The 16,052-nt window shown below is 74.4% G+C and carries 13 protein-coding genes; 2 read left to right on the plus strand and 11 right to left on the minus strand.

The features are described 5' to 3' along the window. The first annotated feature begins 44 nt into the window (after nucleotides 1-44). Complete coding sequence (locus tag BLU82_RS36015; RefSeq protein ID WP_255367082.1) at nucleotides 45-173, plus strand: hypothetical protein; 129 nt, start codon at nucleotides 45-47, stop codon at nucleotides 171-173. Between the two features lie 36 nt (nucleotides 174-209). Then, a complete protein-coding gene (locus BLU82_RS19020) occupies nucleotides 210-5,054 on the plus strand; it encodes a S8 family serine peptidase (protein ID WP_092622684.1) in 4,845 nt (1,614 codons plus the stop codon). Nucleotides 5,055-5,108: 54 nt separating this feature from the next. Here the strand turns inward: BLU82_RS19020 and BLU82_RS19025 are convergent, their stop codons facing one another. The 11 genes from BLU82_RS19025 to BLU82_RS19075 all read right to left on the minus strand — a co-directional run bounded on the left by BLU82_RS19025 (nucleotide 5,109) and on the right by BLU82_RS19075 (nucleotide 15,850). Further along, the gene (locus tag BLU82_RS19025) at nucleotides 5,109-5,585 is read right to left on the minus strand and encodes a hypothetical protein (protein ID WP_157741129.1); all 477 of its coding nucleotides are present in this window, start codon (nucleotides 5,583-5,585) and stop codon (nucleotides 5,109-5,111) included. Between the two features lie 74 nt (nucleotides 5,586-5,659). Then, nucleotides 5,660-6,739, minus strand: a complete 1,080-nt coding sequence (locus BLU82_RS19030) for an RNA polymerase sigma factor RpoD/SigA (protein WP_370246187.1) — start codon at nucleotides 6,737-6,739, stop codon at nucleotides 5,660-5,662. Between the two features lie 135 nt (nucleotides 6,740-6,874). Further along, entirely contained in the window at nucleotides 6,875-7,834 is a 960-nt protein-coding gene (locus BLU82_RS19035; RefSeq protein WP_092622686.1) for a sugar phosphate isomerase/epimerase, read from the minus strand. Nucleotides 7,835-7,867: 33 nt separating this feature from the next. Next, the gene (locus tag BLU82_RS19040) at nucleotides 7,868-8,875 is read right to left on the minus strand and encodes a sugar phosphate isomerase/epimerase (RefSeq protein WP_092622687.1); all 1,008 of its coding nucleotides are present in this window, start codon (nucleotides 8,873-8,875) and stop codon (nucleotides 7,868-7,870) included. A gap of 9 nt (nucleotides 8,876-8,884) precedes the next feature. Then, entirely contained in the window at nucleotides 8,885-10,267 is a 1,383-nt protein-coding gene (locus BLU82_RS19045; RefSeq protein ID WP_092622688.1) for a nucleotide pyrophosphatase/phosphodiesterase family protein, read from the minus strand. Continuing rightward, nucleotides 10,264-11,439: a metabolite traffic protein EboE gene (gene eboE / locus BLU82_RS19050; protein ID WP_092622689.1), complete on the minus strand. Its 1,176-nt coding sequence runs from the start codon at nucleotides 11,437-11,439 to the stop codon at nucleotides 10,264-10,266. The genes BLU82_RS19045 and eboE overlap by 4 nt, the downstream gene beginning before the upstream one ends. After that, nucleotides 11,439-12,314 carry a TatD family hydrolase gene (locus BLU82_RS19055; RefSeq protein ID WP_092622690.1) on the minus strand — a complete coding sequence of 292 codons (876 nt, stop codon included), beginning with the start codon at nucleotides 12,312-12,314 and terminating at the stop codon, nucleotides 11,439-11,441. The genes eboE and BLU82_RS19055 overlap by 1 nt, the downstream gene beginning before the upstream one ends. 2 nt (nucleotides 12,315-12,316) lie before the next feature. Next, a complete protein-coding gene (locus BLU82_RS19060) occupies nucleotides 12,317-12,982 on the minus strand; it encodes an EboA domain-containing protein (RefSeq protein WP_092622691.1) in 666 nt (221 codons plus the stop codon). Further along, the gene (locus BLU82_RS19065; RefSeq protein WP_092622692.1) at nucleotides 12,979-13,863 is read right to left on the minus strand and encodes a sugar phosphate isomerase/epimerase; all 885 of its coding nucleotides are present in this window, start codon (nucleotides 13,861-13,863) and stop codon (nucleotides 12,979-12,981) included. The genes BLU82_RS19060 and BLU82_RS19065 overlap by 4 nt, the downstream gene beginning before the upstream one ends. Beyond that, on the minus strand, nucleotides 13,860-14,699 hold the full coding sequence (locus tag BLU82_RS19070) for an SCO3242 family prenyltransferase (protein ID WP_092622693.1): 840 nt from the start codon (nucleotides 14,697-14,699) through the stop codon (nucleotides 13,860-13,862). The genes BLU82_RS19065 and BLU82_RS19070 overlap by 4 nt, the downstream gene beginning before the upstream one ends. Next, a complete protein-coding gene (locus BLU82_RS19075) occupies nucleotides 14,696-15,850 on the minus strand; it encodes an inositol-3-phosphate synthase (protein WP_092622694.1) in 1,155 nt (384 codons plus the stop codon). Before BLU82_RS19075 ends, BLU82_RS19070 begins: the two co-directional genes overlap by 4 nt. Nucleotides 15,851-16,052 lie beyond the last annotated feature (202 nt).

Here is a 16,052-nt window from a genome sequence, read left to right on the forward strand (position 1 = left end):
GACTCTCCTGACGACTCCAGGTCGAGACACAGGAGAACACCCGGATGACCACGCCCGACCCGCACGAACGGGTGCCGGACGACGCCCCGCAGGACGCCCCGGAGTCCGAGCCCGACCCGGCCTCGCCCACCCCCGGACCGGCCCGCCGCCCGGACGGCTACGAGCCGCTCTGAGCCCGGCCCGGCGCAGCACCGACACGAGGAGTGACGATGGGAAGACTGCGACGCGCGACCACGGCCCTGGCCTCGGCCATCGGCCTGACCTGCACCGCACTGGTCCTGTCCGGAGCGACGACGGCGGGCGTCGAGGCGCCCGATCCGGCCCCGCCCGGCAGCGGCGGACCACCGTCGGCGCTCGCCGGCCTGGACCAGCAGACCTACCAGCTCACCCTCGTCACCGGCGATCACGTGACGGTCGAGCGGACGGCCCCCGGCGACTACGACGTCCAGGCGCAGGCGGCCGAGCGCCCGGACGGTTCCGTGCCCGGGATCCAGGTGACCAACCACGGCGACGGCGACGCGCTGTACGCCATCCCGGACGACGTCGCCGGGCAGATCGAGTCCGGCCTGCTCGACGAGAAGCTGTTCGACGTCGCCTACCTGGCCGAGAACGGCTACGCCGATCGCGCCGACCTGCCGCTGATCGTCGAGTACGCGGGCGCGCAGGACGCCCGCAGCCTGACCGGCCGCACCGCCGCGCTCGCGGCGACGGCCACCAGCGTCCCGCTGGACAGCATCGACGCCGCCGCGGTGACGGTGCCGCTGGCCGGCGCCGCCGACTTCTGGGCGTCGCTGACCGGCGGACGGAACCGGCTGGCGGCCGGCGTCGAGCGGGTCTGGCTGGACCCCGCGGTCTCCGTCAGCCTGGACGAGAGCGTCCCGCAGATCGGCGCCGACGAGGCCCGGGCGGCCGGACTGGACGGCGCCGGCGTCACCGTAGCGGTCCTGGACACCGGGATCGACCCGACCCATCCGGACGTCGCCGGCCAGATCGTGGCCAGCCGCAGCTTCATCCCGGAACAGGAGGTCGCCGACGGCCACGGGCACGGCACCCACGTCGCGTCGACCGTCGCCGGCACCGGCGCCGCCTCGGAGGGCCGCTACACCGGCGTCGCGCCGGGCGCCGACCTCGTCGTCGGCAAGGTGCTGTCCGACGCCGGCAGCAGCGTCGGCTCGTCGGTCATCGCCGGCATGGAGTGGGCCGCCGTCGAGCAGGACGCCGACATCGTCAGCATGAGCCTCGGCGGCGGACCGACCGACGGGACGGACCCGCTGAGCCAGGCCGTCAACACGCTGTCGGAGCAGACCGGCGCGCTGTTCGTCATCGCCGCGGGCAACAACGGCCGCGACTTCACCGTCGCCTCCCCCGGCGCCGCGGACGCGGCGCTGACCGTCGGCGCCGTCGACAAGCAGGACGCGCTCGCCTCGTTCTCCAGCCGCGGACCCCGTCGCGGCGACTACGCGATCAAGCCCGAGATCACCGCACCCGGGGTGTCGATCGGCGCGGCCCGCGCGGCCGGCACCAGCATGAACGGCGCGGTGCACATCGACGACCACTACACCCGGGTCAGCGGCACCTCGATGGCGACGCCGCACGTCGCAGGCGCCGCCGCGATCCTGGCGCAGCAACACCCGGACTGGACCGGTCCGCAGCTGAAGTCGGCGCTGGTGGCCAGCGCCGAGGACGGCGGGTACACGGTCTACGAGCAGGGCGCCGGGCGGCTGGACGTCGCACGGGCGGTCGGCCAGCAGGTCCAGGTGAGCCCCGCGACCGCCGACTTCGGCTTCCTGCGACTGCCAGTCGAGGGCGACCCCCTGACCCGGACGCTGACCTACGCCAACCCCACGGACCAGCCCGTGACGCTGGACCTGACGGTGGCCGCGCGCGACGACGACGGTCCCGGGGTGCCGGACGGCGCCGTGCGGCTGGACCGCGACACCGTCGAGCTGCCGGCCGGCGGATCGGCCCCGGTCGTCGTCACGTTCGACCAGAACGCCGTGGCGCCCGGCGTCTACACAGGCGGCGTCGTGGCGACCGCGGACGGCGTCAGGCTCACCACGCCGCTCGGGATGACCATCGGCGAGCAGCTGCACACGATCACCGTCCGCCAGCTGCACTCCGGCGACCCGGACGGCTGGAACCCCAGCAGCGTGACGCTCGCGCCGATCGACGGCGACGCCACGCCGTCGACCCGGGACGGCTGGGTCTCGCGCGGCGGCGGTGTCGACGTCCGGACCCCGGACGAGTGGGCGGCAGGCGTGGAGTTCCAGGTGCCGACCGGCACCTACATCGCCTTCACCAACTCCGTGCAGTGGTACGACACCGAGACCGGCGGCACGAACTGGGGCACCCTCGTCGATCCCGAGGTGGAGATCACCGGCGACGCCGAGATCGTGCTGGACGCCGCCGACGCGGAGAAGCTCAGCTTCGACACCCCGCTGCCGGCCGAGGGCCACCAGCGCCGGATGGTGATGCAACGCTGGGTGCCCGACCACGTGGCGGCCGGCGGCGGGTTCGTGACGCTCGCGGAGAACCCGACCTCGGCGAACGGGCGGGTCGACTACTGGCTGACGCCGACCGACGAGGTGGAGACCGGCGAGTTCCGGATGATCGTCGAGAGCACGCTGGTCGCGCCGGACCTGTCGATGCGGGCGGCCGGGCACGACGACCTCGCGCTGCGACCGGAGTACCCCGAATGGGGCAAACCGTTCGCGACCGTCGGACCGCCCGGCTTCACCGTCGGCGAGCCGGCCGTCGACGGCGTCCCCGCCGCGGCCGCACCCGGGCCGGTCGTCGCGAGCGGGGCGCCGATCGAGCTGTCGGTGCGGGTGACGAACCCGGCGGGGTCGTCCACCTGGACCGAGCTGGGAGCTCGCACGCCACTCGGCGCCGGGACCTGCGCCACGGACACCCTCGGCGGCGGTCAGTCGACCACCTGCGGCCTGAGCACGACGGCCGTGGCCGGGCCGCAGGCGGTGCCCGTCATCGTCACCGGCACCACTCCCGACGCGGTCGGCCGGCCGGTGCCGCTGGCCGGCGTGGCCGTGGCCCACTACACCGGCGCGGCGGACCCGAACAGCCCGCCGCCGCCGTCCGGGACCGCCGTCGCGATCGTCGCGACGACCGCGTCCGGCCAGGCCGCGCAGCGGTCGCCGGGCCCGGACCTGGAGACCGGGACCGACGTGACCATCGCGGCGACGGTCCGCAACACCGGGACCACGACGCTGCGCGAGGTGGTCACGGAGAGCGACCTGGGAGCGCTGAGCTGCATGCGGCAGGAGCTGGCGCCGGGCGAGGAGACGACCTGCTCGGTGACGGCGCCGGTGACGGACGGACGGTCCGCGGTCGCCGTCACCACCGTCGGCCGGGACACCGAGGGCGCCGCTGGCGCCGCTGCCATCGCCTACTACGCCGGCCGGACCAAACCGGCGATGTTCTCCGGGCGCCAGGAGCTCGACGTCGTGGACGCCGGGTTCGGCACGCCGGACGAGCTCGCCGAGCTGGACCTGAGCGGAGCGCTGGTGCTGCTGCGGGCCGACCCGGCGCGGTTCGACGGCCAGCCGAGGCACTGCTGGCCCGCCGTCGAGGCGGTGGACGCCGTGGTGGCGGCGGGCGCCGCCGGCATCGCGATGTCGCCGAACGAGGAGCACGTCTTCGCCGACCTCCCGGGCTCGTCCCTGGACGGCAGCGTGTGGTGCGAGGTGGCGCCGCTGCAGAGCTCGACCGTGGTGAGCCAGTTCGACGACGCGATGGCCCAGGTGCCGCTGGTCTACCTGCCGTTCGACCAGGGCGCCGCCCTGCGCGAGCTGGCCGGCGACGGCCTGCGCCTCACCGTCGAGGGGACGCCCGTCACGCCGTACTACTACCAGCTGCGCCCGGCGCTGGACGGCGCGATCCCGGACTCGCTGCACTTCACCGTCGACGAGGACGACCTGGTCACGATCGACCACCGGATCCATGCCGGTGCGAAGACGGGCATCGGCGTGACGATGGCGTCGTGGCGGGCCGCCGACTCGGCGGCCGGGCCACGCACCACCGGCACCCAGGCGCTGCCGCCGTTCGCCACGACGGCGCCGTGGGAGGTGACCGAGTTCTCCTGGCCGCTGGACCCCGACACCGTCGTCCGTCACGAGGTGCAGGACTTCGGCTCGCCGGCCGGGCGGCAGGTCCGCTACGACGTCTTCGACGAGCCCACCCGCACCACGATGGTGTGGAACGACTCGCCGCCGGTGCCCGCGCCGGTGCCGTCGCCGGCCGGGACCGCGCCGGTCGGATACCAGACGCACGGCTACCTGCCGTCGGACCTGGCCCCGTGCGCCGGCTGCCGGGAGGGCGACGTCTTCTACCCGCACCTGCGCTACACGGCGTCGTCCGACCCGGGCCAGATCGGCTGGGACCAGGTCGGCCAGTTCGGGCAGCTGGCCAACGACCGGAACACCCACCTCTACCGCGATGGCGTCGAGGTCGCGGGCGGGCCGGACCCGGTGGGGCGGACGCTGCTCGCGTACCAGTTGCCGCCGGAGCCGGCCGACTACCGGCTGACCCACCGGTTCGGCCCGACGGAGACCGCGTGGGAGTTCCGCTCCGGCACGGCCGACGAGGACCTGCTGGCCGACCCGTACGTCTGCGACTCCGAGTGGATGACCCGGGTGTTGAAGCGCCCGCCGCTGGGCACGCCGTGCCGGCCGGAGCCGCTGATCTTCCTCCGCTACGACCTCGGGCTGGACCTGACGAACCGGGTGGAGGCGCCGGGCCCGCAGCGGATCACGGTGACCACCGACCGCCAGCCGTCGCGGCGGCCGCAGCCGGAGGTCGAGGGGCTGCGCCTCTGGGTCAGCTACGACCAGGGCGGTGAGTGGACCGAAGCCCGCGTCCGTCCCCGCGGCGACGGTGAGTTCGAGGTGACGGCGCTGCACCGCCCCGCCAACCGCCGCGCCTCGGACGTCGTCAGCCTGCGGGTGGAGGCCTGGGACGAGGCCGGCAACCGGGTCGAGCAGACCATCCGCGACGCCTACCGCCTCACCGACCGGGAGGACGCCGCCGGGCCGCGCTGACCTGATCCGCACCAGCCGAGCCGGTCGGGCCGCACCGCAGGCGGCCCGGCCGGCTCACTCCACCTCGTTGCGGACCAGCGCGACCGCGGCGTCGACCCGGGATTTGGTGGCCGGGTCGCGTAGGTCGATGCCGGAGTCGACCTGGACGGTCCAGGCGATGTCGTCGTCCGGCGTGCGGCGGCCGGTGACGCGGACGCCGCGGCGGCCGTCGACGGGGACGTGGCGGCTGATGACGACGCTCTGGGTGACCTGCTCGCGGACGACGTCGACGAGGCGGCGCGGGGACTCGAGCGCCACCCGGTGCCGGGCCCGGCGCCCGCGCGCGTCGGGCACCTCGGTGACGACCAGCAGCTCGGCGTCGCCGTCCCAGGACGCGGTCTCGACGGCCGTCCAGGGGATCGAGGTGTCGCGCAGCAGCAGCCGGTGGGTGGTGGCGGCGACGTCGCCGTCGGGGCCCGCGCCGGAGGCGAGCACCCGCTCCCCCGGCTCGAGCCCGTCGACGGCAGGGGGACGACCACGGCGCAGCTTCACGAGCATCAAGCGTAGGGGGTGTCTGACGGATATTGGTCGATCCGCCGCCGAAGATCCGTCAGACACCCCCTGGGTCAGCCCAGGTAGTCGCGCAGCTCACTGGCCCACTCGTTGCGCCGCAGCTTCGTCAGCGTGCGGTGCTCGATCTGCCGGACCCGTTCGCGCGTGACGCCGAACTCGCGGCCGACCTCCTCGAGCGTGCGGGTGCGGCCGTCGTGCAGGCCGTAGCGGAGCCGGACGACCGCCCGCTCGCGCTCGCTGAGGCCGTCGAGGACCTGCTCGACCTGGTCGCGCAGCAGCAGCTGGGCGACCAGCTCGTCGGGCGAGAGCTCGTCGGTGTCCTCGACGAAGTCGCCGAACGTGTTCTCCGACGACTCGCCGACCGGCAGCTGCAGGCTGACCGGCTCCTCCGAATACGAGAGCAGCTCGACGACGCGGTCGGCGGGCAGCGAGGTGGCGGCGGCCAGCTCCTCGACGGTGGGGTCGCGGGCCTCGCGCTGGGCCAGCGTGCGCAGCACGCGCAGCACGCGGTTGAGCTCGTCGACCACGTGGACCGGCAGCCGGATGGTGCGGCCCTGCTCGGCCAGCGCCCGGCTGATGGCCTGCCGGATCCACCACGTGGCGTAGGTGGAGAACTTGAACCCGCGCGCGTGGTCGAACCGCTCGACGGCGCGGATGAGGCCGACGTTGCCCTCCTGGATGAGGTCGAGCAGCGGCAGCCCCCGCCGGGTGTAGCGGCGCGCGATGGAGACGACGAGGCGCAGGTTGGCCTCGATGAGACTGGCCTTGGCCCGCTGGCCGAGCCGGACCACCTCGGCCAGCGCGTCGACGTCGGCGCCCGCGTCGCCGGTGGCCAGCCGCTCGCCGGCCAGCAGCCCGGCCTCGATGGCGCGGGCCAGCCGCACCTCCTCGGGCCCCGTGAGCAGCGGGATGCGGCCGATCTCACGCAGATAGCGGCGGGTGAGGTCGGTGCCGCTGCCGGGCCCGGGATCGGACAGCCGCGGCGCCGGCGCCGCGGCCGGCTCGTCGTCGTCGACGACGGTCGTGGGCACAGCATCGCCCGGCCTGCTGACCTCGGAAAGATCACCGTCCGGCCGTCCACGCTGGGACGGCAGCGCGCGACCCTCCGCCCTCGATCGGATCACCGGCACCACCTCGGTCCCCCAAGTGTGCCCCGCCGAGGTGCCCCGCAGCTACCCTTCCGGCCGAATCGAAGATCATCGACATCCGGACGAAACAGGGCGGCGACCCGCCGAAGCGGACCGCCGCCCTGTCCAGAGCGCCCGGTTTCAGCGCATCCGCAGCTCGGTCAGGTACCGGTAGCCGACCTCCGCCGTCTGCAGCGGGGTGACGTCCGGGGTGTCGTTCTCGACGATGTACTCCAGCACGCGGTGCGCGCGGAAGATCGTCGCGAAGTCGATGTGCCCGGTGCCGAGGTCGGCCATGTCGCCGCCGGACAGGTGCCGGTCCTTGACGTGGTACTGCAGCGTCCGCTGCGGCGCGGCGTCGATGACGTCGATGGCGAACTGCTCCGACTCCGAGACCGGCACGCCGGTGTTGATGCCGCCGGTGACCGCCCAGTAGAGGTCGACCTCGAGGTGGACGAGCTTCGGGTCCAGCTCCGTGGTCAGCACCTCCCACGGGGTGACGCCGCCGCCGAGGTCGGTGGTGAACTCGTGCGCGTGGTTGTGGTAGCCGTAGCGCAGCCCGTACCGCCGCGCCAGCGCCGCCTCCTCGTTCATCTGCTCGGCCCACAGCTGCCAGTCGGACAGGCTGTCCGAGGCGAGGAACGGGACGACGATGAAGCGCTGGCCGAGCGTGGCGGCGTTCTCCAGCTTCGCCTCCAGCGACGCCTGGTCGGCGCTGATGCCGTCGTGGCTGGACGAGCACGAGATGCCGATCTCGTCGTAGAAGTCACGCAGCTGCGCGGCGGTGCGGCCGAAGTACCCGAGCGCCTGCTCGACCTTCGTGTAGCCGTAGTCGGCGATCGAGCGCAGCGTCGCGTCGTAGAGGGCGCCGGGCGCCAGCGCGTCGCGCACCGTCCACAGCTGGATGCTGATGGCGCCGCGGGGCACGATCTTGCGGCCCGTGGGCTGGGCGCCGGCCGACGCGGGCAGGGCGCCGGCCAGCCCACCGGCCAGCACGCCGCCGGCGGCCGCGGCCGCGCCCAGCAGGAACGAGCGCCGGCCCAGCCCGCGGCGGGCCAGCGACTCGTCAAGGGCACGATCGCCGTCGTATCCGTAGCACATCGGGTGCTCCTTTCGGGGGTGGTCTGCGGAGGTCTAGTCGGTGGAGCTGAACGCGGCGTCGAAGGCCGCAGCGGGCGCGTCGAACAGGTTCGACCGGACGAACTCGAGGGCCTCGGGGGCGCCGCGCAGCCGGTCCATGCCGGCGTCCTCCCACTCGACCGAGATGGGGCCGTCGTAGCCGATCGCGTTGAGCATGCGGAACGACTGCTCCCAGGGCACGTCGCCGTGGCCGGTGGAGACGAAGTCCCAGCCGCGCCGCGGGTCGGCCCACGGCAGGTGTGAGCTGAGCCGGCCGTTGCGGCCGTTGCCGAGCTGCTTCTTCGTGTCCTTGCAGTCGACGTGGTAGATGCGGTCGCGGAAGTCCCACAGGAACGCGACGGGGTCGAGGTCCTGCCACACCATGTGGCTGGGGTCCCAGTTGAGCCCGAACGCCTCGCGGTGCCCGATCGCCTCCAGCGTCTGCACCGTGGTCCAGTAGTCGTAGGCGATCTCGGACGGGTGCACCTCGTGCGCGAACCGCACGCCGACCTCGTCGTACACGTCGAGAATCGGGTTCCAGCGGTCGGCGAAGTCGCGGTAGCCGGCGGCGATCATGTCGTCGGAGGCCGGCGGGAACATCGCGACGTACTTCCAGATCGCCGAGCCGGTGAACCCGACGACGGTGTTCACGCCGAGCCGGGCGGCCGCGCGCGCCGTCACCTTCATCTCCTCGGCGGCGCGCTGACGGACGCCTTCGGGGTCGCCGTCGCCCCAGATGCGGTCCGGGAGGATGGCGCGGTGCCGCTGGTCGATCGGGTCGTCGCAGACGGCCTGGCCCTTGAGGTGGTTGGAGATCGCCCAGACCTTCAGGCCGTTCTTCTCCAGGATGTCGTGCCGCGACTTCACGTAGGCGTCGTCCTCGGCGGCGCGCCACACGTCCAGGTGGTCGCCCCAGCAGGCGATCTCGAGGCCGTCGTAGCCCCATTCGCCGGCCAGCCGGGCGACCTCCTCGAACGGCAGGTCGGCCCACTGCCCGGTGAAGAGGGTGATCGGTCGTGCCATGGGTGTCTCCTATCGGTTACGTGCGGGCGTGCTGAGCCCGGCCAGCTCGAGCATCAGGTCGCGGACGTCGGTGGCGGCGAGCTGGTCGCGGGCCGTCGACGGGTCGCTGCACAGCAGCACGGGCCCGTCGGCGGGGTCGTCTGGCAGCCGGCCGTGCGTGCCGCGGACCCACTGCCCGTCCAGCGGCACGACGTTCATCGCGTAGCGCAGCCCCAGCTTCTTCTTCGCCAGGTTCGCGCCCGCGCGCAGCTTGACCCGCGGATCGGCGGGGTCGAGGAACAGCTCGGCAGGGTCGTAGCCGGGCTTGCGGTGGATCTCGACGCCGCGGGCGAAGTCGGGCGCGCGGTCGTCGTGCAGCCAGTAGTAGTAGGTGAACCAGGCGCCGAGGTCGGCCACCAGCACCAGCTCGCCGGAACGCTCGTGGTCCAGCCCGAACTCGCGCTGCGCCTGCTTGTCCAGCACGAGGTCGACGCCGGGCAGCGCCTCACACTGTTCCCGGACGGCTTCGAGGTCGGCGGGGTCGCGCACGTAGACGTGCGCCACCTGGTGGTCGGCGACGGCGAACGCCCGCGACGCCCACGGGTCCAGGTACTCCATGCCGGCCTGCGTGTAGACGTCGAGCAGCCCGGCCTGGCGCAGCGCCCGGTTGACGTGCACCGGGCGGCTGGCCGGGCCGATGCCGTACTCGCTCAGCGCGACGACGGTGACGCCCTGGTCGCGCGCCTCGGTGAGCAGCGGCGCCAGTACCCGGTCGACGTCGCGGGCGGCGGCGACGGCCTGCGGGCTGTGCGGCCCGAACCGCTGCAGGTCGTAGTCGAGGTGCGGGACGTAGGCGAGCGTGAGGTCGGCCTGCGGCATCAGCCGGCGGGTCGCCTGCACGATCCACTCCGACGACTTGATCGACGCCGTCGGGCCCCAGTACTGGAACAGCGGGAACTCCCCCAGCGACCGGGTCAGCTCGTCGTGCAGCGCCGGCGGCCGGGTGTAGCAGTCCGGCGACTTGCGGCCGTCGGCGTGGTAGATCGGCCGCGGCGTCACCGTCCAGTCGGTGTCGGCGCCCATCGCGTACCACCAGCACACGTTCGCGACGGTGTACCCGGGGCGAGCCTGCCGGGCGAGGTCCCACACCTTCTCCCCCCGCACCAGCCGGTTGTGCTGGCGCCACAGGTAGATCTCGCCGAGGTCGCGGAAGTACCAGCCGTTCCCGACGACGCCGTGGTCGCGCGGCATCGCGCCGGTGAGGAACGTCGACTGGACCGAGCAGGTCACCGCGGGCAGCACCGTGCCCAGCGCCGCCTGCCAGCCGTCGCCGGCGATCGCCCGCAGGTTCGGGGTGTGCTCCAACAGCCGCGGCGTCAGGCCGACGACGTCGAGCACGAGCAGCTTGTTCACGCGATCTCCTCCATACCGATCTCCGCCATCCGGTCCGCGACCCAGCGCAGTTCCGCCGCGAGCCCCGCCACCAGCCCGTCCGGGCCGTCCGGCCGGCGCCCCGCGGGCAGCACCGACCAGGTGTACGTCTCGACCTCCACGTGGTCCGTCACGGCCCGCGACCCGCCGAACAGCCCGCGCAGCGTCGCCGTCAGGTGCTCCTGGGTGGCGGTCAGCGGCGGCTCGGGCTGTTCGTGCACGGGCACGTGGAAGTGCACCCGCCACGGGCCGTCGTCGGGGAACGCCGCCGACGACAGCGCGACGGGCAGGTCGTCGGCGCCGACCACCTGGCCGCGGGTACGCACCCGGGTCTGGTGCAGGAACCGGTCCTCGGCGTAGGCCGCGAGCGCCTTGCGCGCGGCCGGGTCGGACGGGTCGGCCACCTCCAGCGCGGCCGACGCCTGCGTCTTGACGACGGACAGCCCGGCCGCGTCGAGCACGGCCAGCGCGGCCGCCGGCTCCTCGAACTGGGTCGCCAGGTGGCAGGCGTCCAGGCAGATCCCGATGCGGTCGGTGTCGACGCCACCGAGCTGGGCGGCCGCTTCGCCGACGGTCTCGACGACGCAGCCCGGCTCGGGCTCCAGCGCGACCCGGACCGTCCGCCCGGTGTCCGCCTCGACCTTCGCCAGACCGTCGGCCAGCTGCGCCAGCCGTTCCGCCGCAAGCCCGCGGCGTGCGTCGTCCCACGGCGTGCGCCAGGCCAGCGGCAGGCTGGACACGCTGCCGCGGACGGCGTCGTCGGGGAGCAGCGCGGCCAGCACCCGGGCGCAGTCCAGCGTGTACGCCAGCCGCTGCGACGTCAGCCAGTCCGGGTGGTAGACCCCCAGCTTGACCCGCGGGTCGTGGAAGCCCTGGTACGGGAAGGCGTTGAGCGTCACCACCTCCAACCCGCCCGCGGCCAGCGTGGCGCGCAGCCGGTCCAGGTCGCCGCGGCCGGCGTCGGAGGCCAGCCGGGCCACGACCGGGGCCGGCAGCCACAGGCCGAGGCCGAGCCGGGCCACCCCGAGCCGGGCCCGCGCGCCGGCGCCGTACCGCGTCACCTGGTCCAGCAGCGCCTCGACGTCCTCGGTCGGGTGGACGTTCGTGCAGTACGCGAGGTGGACGACGGTGCCGTCGCGGTGCCGGAACCGCATCACGCCTCCGGGCGCTGGCCGCGCAGGATCGAGTTGCCCTCGTAGGTGGCCGTCCGCCCGCCCGTCCCGGCGAGGTCCACCTCGTCCAGCAGCAGCCGGCCGCTCTGCCCGTAGAACGCGACCGGGTTCTGCCAGAGCACGCGGTCGGCGTCCTCGGCGGTGAACCCCTCGGCGAGCATGGCCCGGCCGGTCTTCACCGTCTTCAGCGGGTCGCTGTGCCCCCAGTCGGCGGCGGAGTTGACGATCATCCGGTCCAGGCCGCGGTCGGCGAGGATGCGCACCATGCGGTGCTCGTCCATCTTGGTGTCCGGGTAGATCGAGAAGCCCATCCAGCAGCCCGAGTCGGCGACCATGCCGACGGTGGTCTCGTTGAGGTGGTCGACGAGCACGCGTTCCGGCGCCAGCCCGCTGGCCGCGACCAGCTCCAGCGTCCGCCGGGTGCCGGCCGCCTTGTCGCGGTGCGGCGTGTGCACGAGCACCGGCAGGTCGTGCTCGCCGGCCAGCTCCAGCTGCCGGACGAACACCTTCTCCTCGTCGTCAGTCATCGAGTCGAAGCCCAGCTCGCCGACCGCGACGACGCCGTCCTTGGCGAGGTAGCGCGGCAGCACCTCGAGCACGCCGTGGCAGCGCGGGTCGTTGGCCTCCTTCGGGTTCAGCGCGATGGTGCAGTGGTGCCGGATGCCGAACTGCGCGGCCCGGAACCGCTCCCAGCCGACCAGCGCGTCGAAGTAGTCGACGAACGAGCCGACGTTCGTGCGCGGCTGGCCGAGCCAGAACGCCGGCTCGGTGATGGCCCGCACGCCCGCGGCGTACATGCGCTGGTAGTCGTCGGTGGTGCGCGAGGTCATGTGGATGTGGGGGTCGAAGATGCGCATGGTCAGGCCTCCTGCGGCGGGACGGGGAAGCGGCCGGCCACGGCCTCGGGGTGACGGCCGAGGATGCGCCAGGCATCGCTGGGCACCGACCGCCCGGCGGCGACGCGCTCGTTGCCGTAGTCGGCCACCATGCGGGCCAGCTCCTCGTCGGTGCGCGCGTCGAGCTCGGCGACGGCGTCCAGCGGCACGCCGACGAACAGGCACTTCAGCACGCCCTGACGCCAGGCGGCGGCGTCCAGGTGCGCCGCGGCGTACGGCCCCAGCGCGGCGGCCACCAGCCGGACGTCATTGGTGCGCAGCGCGTCGGCCACCAGCGGCAGCCCGGCCTCGCCGAGGTCCAGCAGGGCCAGCGCCCGCAGCACCGCCCGTTTCTCGTCGGCGTCGCCGTACCGGTACAGCTGGCCGACCTCCTCGACCAGCGCGGCCCGCTCCAGCCGGGCGGCCGCGGCCACCAGCAGCGCCGCGCGGGCCTCGTCCTCCAGCCGCGGGCTGCGCAGGCCGTCGGGGTCGGACGGGTTGGACGGGCCGCGGGCGACCCGCCGTCCGACCGCCGGGAACAGCACCGAGACCCGCCGGGGGTCGGTCTCGACCTCCGCCAGCAGCTCGGCCAGCCGCTCGCGTGCGGCGTCGTCCAGGTGCGGGGTGGTTCGATCGATCGTCGCGCTCATGACGTTGCCTCCTCTCCCCCGTGTCCCATGGCGGCCAGGGCCTGCGCCTCGGCCGCCCGCAGTGCCTCCAGCGAACGGCGCGCGACGACGGGCGCGGCGTGCCCGTGCCGCGGCAGCTCGACGGCGGCCAGCCCGCCGTAGCCCACCTCCAGCAGCGCACCCAGCGCCGCCGGCAGGTCGACCTCGCCCTCACCGAACTCCAGGTGCTCGTGCACACCTTCGACCATGTCGTCGACCTGCACGTTCGCCAGCAGGCCCCCGGCCTGGCGGACGCAGTCGGCGACGCTGCCGGTCTCGTTCGCGACGACGTGCCCGACGTCCAGCGTGACCCGCAGCCGCTCCGGGTCGCCGAGCCGTTTGCGCAGCTCCAGCACGCCGCCGACGGTGTCGACGAACATCCCGGGCTCGGGCTCGAACGCGCACACCATGTCGCGCCGCTCCGCCTCCTCCAGCACGGCCGCGACGCCGGACGTCACCCGCCGCCAGCCCTCGTCGGCGCCGACGCCGTCGGGCAGCGTGCCGGACCAGAACGACACCGCCTCGGCGCCCAGCTCGGCGCCGATGCGGACCGCCCGGCACAGCAGGTCGACCCGCCGCTCCCGCCCGCTGTCCGAGACCAGGTTCGGCTCGTGCTTGCGCCACGGGTCCAGCACATAGCGCGCGCCGGTCTCGATGACCACTGCCAGGTCCAGCTCGGCCAGCCGCTGCCCGACCGCGACGGTGCGCGCGGACAGGTTCGGCGCGAACGGGTCGAGGTGCGGGTGGTCCACAGTGAGTGCGACGCCGTCGTAGCCGAGCCCGGCGATGACGGCGAGCGCGTCGTCCAGCCGGTGGCTGCCGAAGCCGTTCGTCCCGTAGCCGAACCGCAGACCGGGAGTCATGTCGGCGACACCACCTTCGACAGCGCCCGCACCGCCGGTCCGATCCCGACGACGGCGGCGGCCAGCGCGACCGCGCCGGACCTGGCCAGCAGCGCCGACTGCAGCGGGATGACGCCCCGCACCCCCGCGCCCGTCGCGGAGCGGACGGTGGCCGCGTCAGGTGTCCGCGACGCGTCCAGCTGCGCCCTCCCGACGGTGGCGACGTATGTGCCCGCGGCGACCACGGCGGCGGGACGGACCGGGACCACGGCGGCGGCCGCGGCTGTCGCGGTCGCACCCAGAGCCACGCGGGCCGACGACACAGACCCGCCGTGGACCTCGCCGCGGCTCAGGACGGTGACGCCGGCGGTGTGGGTGGCGACCGCTAACGCCGGCAGCGCGGCCGCCCGTTCGCGGCCGCCGGCCCCGAGCAGGACGTCCAGCCCGCGCGCGGCCGCCATGACGACGGGGCCCGCGGGCGTCGGCTTGGCCAGCAGGTCGTACGTCCACACGGCCGCGGCCAGCGGGACCGCGACCCGCAGCGCCCGCCGTCCGCCGGCCACCGCCGCCAGCCCGAGGCCGGCCGCCGTCAACCCGGCCGCCAACCCCAGCGCCTCCGACGGGGTCACGCGCCCGGACGGGATCGGCCGCTCCGGCCGTTCGACGCGGTCGAGGTCGCGGTCGGCGTAGTCGTTCAGGGCCATGCCGGCCCAGTACAGGCAGGCCGAGGCCAGCGGCGTGACCGCGGTCCGGGCCCCGTACGGGAACCCGGCCGCGGCCGCGCCGGCCAGCGAGTCGCCCGGCACGGTCAGCGCCGCGGGCGCCCGCACCAGCTCGGCGATGTCGCGCAGCCTCATGTCGTGCCCCGGCCGGCCCGCTCGCACCAGGCGACCAGCGACTCCCACTGGGTGCTGAGCGCGTGCACGTCGCTGGCGGCCGGGTCCTTGAAGAAGAACCCGAGCTGCGGCATCGGACCGGCCTCGCCCAGCTCGTGCGCCCGCGCCACCAGCCGGACGAGATCCAGCACCAGCGGCGCGGCCAGCGACGAGTCGCAGCCCGACCAGGTGAACTGCATGGACATCCGGGTGCCGAGGAAGCCCTCGAACGACACCAGGTCCCAGGCGGTCTTCCAGTCGCCGAGGTCGGGGACGTAGTCGATGTGCAGCGGCCCGTCGACCGGGTGGCCGAGGATCGACTCCAGGCCGTTGGCCTTGGTGGCGATCTTGCTGGCCGCGTTCGTCGGGTCGGCCAGCGTCTGCCCGTCGCCACCGCCCAGCAGGTTGACCGACGACCACGACCGCACCTTCAGCGCGCGCATCGCGAACATCGGCCCGAGCACGGTCTTGACCAGCGTCTCGCCGGTCTTGGCGTCCGAGCCGGCCCACGGGATGCCGCGGTCCACCGCCAGCTCCTCCAGCGCCGGGACCCGCGGCCCCGGGCTCGGGGTGAACGCGACGTACGCGCAACCGGCCCGGAACGCCGCGTACGCGTACAGGGAACTGCCCGGCAGCGGCGCCTCGCCCGCGTCCAGCGCCGCCTCCAGCGCGGCGAGCGTCGCCAACGCGGGGACGTCGCCGGCCGGCGGCTCGGTGCTGGACACGTCTACGACGACCACACGGTCCAGGCCGTGCTCGTCGCGGAACGCGCGCAGCTCGGCCTCGACCCGCTCCGCCGCCGACCGCTGCGTCCCCTGACCGGGGACGACGCCCGGCCGGATCCGCTCGTCGGCCGCGGCGAGGTCGCCGGCCAGCACGGTGGCCAGTGCGGGCGGGAACACCCCGCCCGCACTCAGCTCCTCGGCCCGCTTGCCCAGGGTGCCCTCGGCGACCTCGTGGCCGCCGACGACGATGCCGTCCAGCGCCGGCAGCCCGGCCGCAGCGACCTCCGGCAGCTCCGACACCATGCCGACGTGCCCGGCCAACCGGGACCGGATGGCCAGCAGCCCGACGGTGGTCGTGGTGGCCACCGACCCTCGGGCACCGACGAACCAGATGCCGACGCCGCTCATGCCCGGCCTCCTTCGGAGGAACCCGCCGCGAAGGTGGCGCCCCGGTGCCGGCGCGGAGCGCGTCGCACCGGCACCGGGGCCGGGAACCGGCGTTGGCCGGCTCCCCGTCGCCCATGAGAGCCCGGCCCGGCGATCCGGGGCAGGGCCGAGGTGCCCTGGTCGCGGGTTCCGTTCCGGCGCGGTGCGCCGGACGGCAGCAGAA

The sequence above is a fragment of the Jiangella sp. DSM 45060 genome (assembly GCF_900105175.1).
Lineage (GTDB): Bacteria > Actinomycetota > Actinomycetes > Jiangellales > Jiangellaceae > Jiangella.

What these genes read in the sequence shown, in the direction of transcription:
- BLU82_RS19065 (WP_092622692.1), bottom strand. Translation starts at nt 13,863, where the DNA reads ATGACTCCCGGTCTGCGGTTCGGCTACGGGACGAACGGCTTCGGCAGC.
- BLU82_RS19060 (WP_092622691.1), bottom strand. Translation starts at nt 12,982, where the DNA reads ATGAGCGCGACGATCGATCGAACCACCCCGCACCTGGACGACGCCGCA.
- BLU82_RS19035 (WP_092622686.1), bottom strand. Translation starts at nt 7,834, where the DNA reads ATGTGCTACGGATACGACGGCGATCGTGCCCTTGACGAGTCGCTGGCC.
- BLU82_RS19070 (WP_092622693.1), bottom strand. Translation starts at nt 14,699, where the DNA reads ATGAGGCTGCGCGACATCGCCGAGCTGGTGCGGGCGCCCGCGGCGCTG.
- BLU82_RS19075 (WP_092622694.1), bottom strand. Translation starts at nt 15,850, where the DNA reads ATGAGCGGCGTCGGCATCTGGTTCGTCGGTGCCCGAGGGTCGGTGGCC.
- BLU82_RS36015 (WP_255367082.1), top strand. Translation starts at nt 45, where the DNA reads ATGACCACGCCCGACCCGCACGAACGGGTGCCGGACGACGCCCCGCAG.
- BLU82_RS19040 (WP_092622687.1), bottom strand. Translation starts at nt 8,875, where the DNA reads ATGGCACGACCGATCACCCTCTTCACCGGGCAGTGGGCCGACCTGCCG.
- BLU82_RS19055 (WP_092622690.1), bottom strand. Translation starts at nt 12,314, where the DNA reads ATGCGCATCTTCGACCCCCACATCCACATGACCTCGCGCACCACCGAC.
- eboE (WP_092622689.1), bottom strand. Translation starts at nt 11,439, where the DNA reads ATGCGGTTCCGGCACCGCGACGGCACCGTCGTCCACCTCGCGTACTGC.
- BLU82_RS19020 (WP_092622684.1), top strand. Translation starts at nt 210, where the DNA reads ATGGGAAGACTGCGACGCGCGACCACGGCCCTGGCCTCGGCCATCGGC.